Below are 4,126 nucleotides of genomic sequence, written 5' to 3'. Positions count from 1 at the left end.
GCAAACCGATGTTGCAAAGGAATTATATCACAATCATGCGGCCAAAATGCCGATTTTTGATTACCACTGTCATATTAATCCGCAGGAAATTGCTGAGGATAAAGAGTATGAAAACATCACGCAGCTTTGGTTGTATGGCGATCATTACAAATGGCGCGGCATGCGTACCAACGGTGTTGCCGAAAAATACTGTACCGGAAATGCCAGCGATTGGGAAAAATTTGAAAAGTGGGCCGAAACGGTGCCGCACACTTTGCGTAATCCGCTTTTTCACTGGACACACCTGGAACTAAAGAAATTCTTCGGGATAGATAAAGTTTTGAGTCCGGCTACCGCCAGAGAGATTTGGGAAGAATGTAATGCCAAATTACAAACACCCGAATATTCATGTCGCGGAATTATAAAAATGGCCAACGTGCATACCATTTGTACTACCGACGATCCGGTGGATTCGTTGGAGTATCACCGTGCCATAAAAGCCGATGGATTCGAAACCGCAGTACTTCCGGCCTGGCGTCCCGATAAAGCCATGGCTGTGGAGAATGCGACTAGTTACAATGCTTATTTAAGCGAGTTGGAAGAGGCTGCCAACATGAATATTAAAAGCTTTGGCGATTTAATGGATGCGCTGGACGATCGTCATGAGTTTTTCCATTTAAATGGTTGTCGTTTAAGCGATCATGGTGTTGAAACAGTTTTGGCTGAAGATTACACCGAAGCGGAAATTGAAAAGATTTTTGTCAAAGTTCGGAAAGGTGGCGAGCTTACGAATGAAGAAGTGGTAAAATTCAAGTCGTGCATGTTGTACGAATTCGGAATTATGGACCACTCGCGCGGATGGACGCAACAATTTCATATTGGCGCTTTACGAAACAACAATACGCGTTTGTTCAAGAAACTTGGAGCCGACGTAGGGTTTGATTCGATTGGTGATTTTGATATTGCACGACCACTGTCAAGATTACTGGACCGACTGGATATGGAGAATAAATTATCGAAAACGATATTATATAACCTGAATCCCCGCGACAATGAGCTGATTGCAACAATGATCGGAAATTTCCAGGACGGTTCTGTTCCCGGAAAAATGCAATTTGGTTCCGGCTGGTGGTTCCTCGATCAGAAAGACGGCATGGAAAAACAAATGCAGGCCTTATCAAATCTTGGTTTGTTGAGCCGTTTTGTGGGAATGCTAACCGATTCACGCAGTTATCTGTCGTATACCCGTCACGAATATTTCCGTCGTACCTTGTGTAATTTACTGGGTAACGATGTTGAAAATGGCGAGATTCCATACGATATGGAACTGTTGGGAAGTATGGTTGAAAATATCTGTTTCAATAATGCAAAAGCTTATTTTAATTTTTAGTAAAAACACTTTGATTTTAAGGCGATCATGCAAAATATTTTAATAGAAATGTATCTTTGCAATCGATTGCATTAAAGAATAGACTAAATCATGGCAAAATTGGAAATTAAATCAAAATCCGAATGTACATACGACTGTATTTCTCTTGGTGAAGTAATGTTAAGACTCGATCCGGGAGAAGGAAGAATAAGAACAACGCGTCAGTTTCGTGCCTGGGAAGGCGGTGGCGAATATAACGTATCACGAGGTCTGAGAAGGTGTTTCGGAAAGAAAACAGCAATTATAACTGCATTGGCCGACAACGAAGTTGGTGCCTTAATTGAAGATTTTATGCTTCAGGGCGGTTTGGATACTCAATTAGTAAAATGGGTAGACTACGATGGTTGTGGTCGCACCGTTCGTAATGGATTAAACTTTACAGAAAGAGGCTTTGGCATTCGTGGTGCAAAAGGTGTTTCCGACCGCGGAAATACTGCAGCATCGCAATTAAAACCCGGTGATATCGACTGGGAATATATTTTCGGAACCTTGGGCGTTCGCTGGATGCACACCGGTGGTATTTTCGCAGCACTTTCTGAAACCGCTGCAGAAACGGTTATTGAAGCCGTAAAAATTGCTAAGAAGTACGGCACTATTGTTTCGTATGATCTGAATTACCGTCCGTCGCTTTGGAAAGCCATTGGTGGAGAAGCAAAAGCACAGGAAGTAAACCGGGAAATTGCCAAATATGTGGATGTAATGATCGGTAATGAAGAAGATTTTACAGCATGTTTAGGTTTGGAAGTAGAAGGAAACGAAGAGAATCTGAAAGAACTGGATTTAACCGGATATAAAAACATGATAAAATCAGCCGTATCCGAGTTTCCTAACTTCAAGGTTATAGCCACAACATTGCGTACCGTTAAAACGGCAACCGTAAATTCATGGGGTGCTATCTGTTATGCTGATGGTGTAATTCATGAAGCACAACACCGCGAAGATCTTGAAATTATGGATCGTGTGGGTGGTGGCGATAGTTTTGCATCCGGTTTAATTTATGGTTTCCTTGAGTTTAACGATGGTGCAAAAGCTGTTGAATATGGTGCCGCACACGGAGCATTGGCAATGACCACTCCGGGCGACACAACCATGGCAACTTTATCAGAAGTAGAAAAAATAATCGGCGGCGGAAGCGCACGTGTTGATCGATAGCCAAGGCAAAAGTAAAAAGTACAAAGGTAAAAGTCGAACTCCATCGGAGTTGAATATAAATAACCCCGTGCTTTAGCGTGGGAATCGTAGAGATAGCGAAAACGGCACATTTGCAAAACGTTCTTTAATCCCGTAGGGATGAAATATAGGTAGCCCCGTCCTTTAGGGCGGGGGATCAAAAAGAAATAGCGGAAAACGGCGCATCCAGAAAAGCAGTTTGAATATGAACTGTTGCATGCGCCGTAATAGATGAACGTTGATTAAATCGCCGTTCCAATAATATTTTGGGGTTAAAGAAATGTACCCCCTGATTTTTCAAATAAATTGAAAAATCTTGTCCCCCTTTTCGGGGGGACAAACGTTACCTGGTAACGAAGTGGTTGAATTGAAAATAAAAATGAATCAAAAATAAAATGGCAAGATTTTCAAGAATAGAAGTTGCATTAAAAATGAAAGAAACCGGAATGGTGCCGGTGTTCTATCATCAGGATGTAGAGGTTTGTAAAGCAGTGGTAAAAGCCTGCTACGATGGTGGTGTACGTTTATTCGAATTTACCAACCGTGGCGATTTTGCGACACTTGTTTTTGCGGAATTAAATAAATGGGCCATTAACGAATGCCCGGAAATGATAATGGGAGTTGGCTCAATCGTTGATGAGGCCACAGCTGCCATGTACATAGCTTTAGGAACCAACTTTGTAGTTGCTCCGCTAATTGATGAAGGAACTGCAAAAGTTTGTAACAATCGCAAAATTGCCTGGAGTCCGGGTTGTGGTTCGGTTACCGAAATTGGCCGTGCACATGAACTGGGTGCCGAGGTGGTGAAAATTTTCCCGGGTTCGCAAGTGGGAGGACCAAGCTTTGTAAAAGCTGTAAAAGGACCAATGCCTTACGCCAGCATAATGCCAACTGGTGGTGTGTCTCCGGATAAGGAAAACCTGAAACAATGGTTTGATGCCGGAGTAACTTGTGTGGGTATGGGATCGCAGTTGTTCCCGAAAGAAGTTTTGGCCGAAAAAAATTATGCCTATATTACCGAAAAATGTGCCGGGGCACTGAAAATTATCAGCGATCTGACAACATAAAACAGCCGCCCGAAACGGCGGAATTCTAAATCAATTTATCTAATGAGAACTAAAATCGTTAAAGCTTTTTCTTTGGTTTTTGTGGTGGTATTTCTTCTGGGATGCACCGAAACCAAACAACATAAAGTCTTAAAACTGGCTCACGGTCTCGACCCAACTCACCCGGTTCATAAGGGTATGGTGTTTATGGCCGAGCGTCTGGCTGAAAAATCAGGAGGGAAACTAACCATCGATATTTACCCCAGCGGGCAGCTGGGTTCCGAGCAACAGTGTGTTGAGTTGTTACAGATAGGAAGTTTGGCAATTACCAAAGTTTCGGCAGCAGTAATGGAAGGGTTTACGCCCAAATTTAAAGCCTTGGGTTTGCCTTACGTTTTTCGTTCGCAACAACATTCGTTTAACGTGTTCGATGGCGAAATTGGTAAAGAAATGCTGCTTGGTACCGAAGAGTTTTGGATTCGTGGACTTTGTTTCTACGATG

4 protein-coding genes are annotated in these 4,126 nt (G+C 42.7%); all 4 read left to right on the top strand.

Annotated features, from left to right (window positions below; genetic code table 11):
• A partial coding sequence (uxaC, locus tag ABZB17_RS21070) for a glucuronate isomerase (RefSeq protein ID WP_372653355.1) occupies positions 1-1,369 on the top strand: 1,369 nt, incomplete at its 5' end.
• A gap of 90 nt (positions 1,370-1,459) precedes the next feature.
• Positions 1,460-2,560, top strand: coding sequence for a sugar kinase (locus ABZB17_RS21065; protein WP_372653352.1), 1,101 nt, complete (start codon positions 1,460-1,462; stop codon positions 2,558-2,560).
• 413 nt (positions 2,561-2,973) lie between these two features.
• Positions 2,974-3,645 (top strand): bifunctional 4-hydroxy-2-oxoglutarate aldolase/2-dehydro-3-deoxy-phosphogluconate aldolase, encoded by a 672-nt coding sequence (locus ABZB17_RS21060; protein ID WP_372653350.1) that lies wholly within the window; start codon positions 2,974-2,976, stop codon positions 3,643-3,645.
• A gap of 42 nt (positions 3,646-3,687) precedes the next feature.
• The coding region (dctP, locus tag ABZB17_RS21055; RefSeq protein ID WP_372653347.1) for a TRAP transporter substrate-binding protein DctP at positions 3,688-4,126 on the top strand (439 nt) is incomplete at its 3' end.

Origin of the sequence: Draconibacterium sp. (genome assembly GCF_041583095.1) — a bacterium.
Lineage (GTDB): Bacteria > Bacteroidota > Bacteroidia > Bacteroidales > Prolixibacteraceae > Draconibacterium.
The sequence above is the reverse complement of the archived record's forward strand: the minus strand, read 5'-3'. Positions and strand labels throughout refer to the sequence as shown.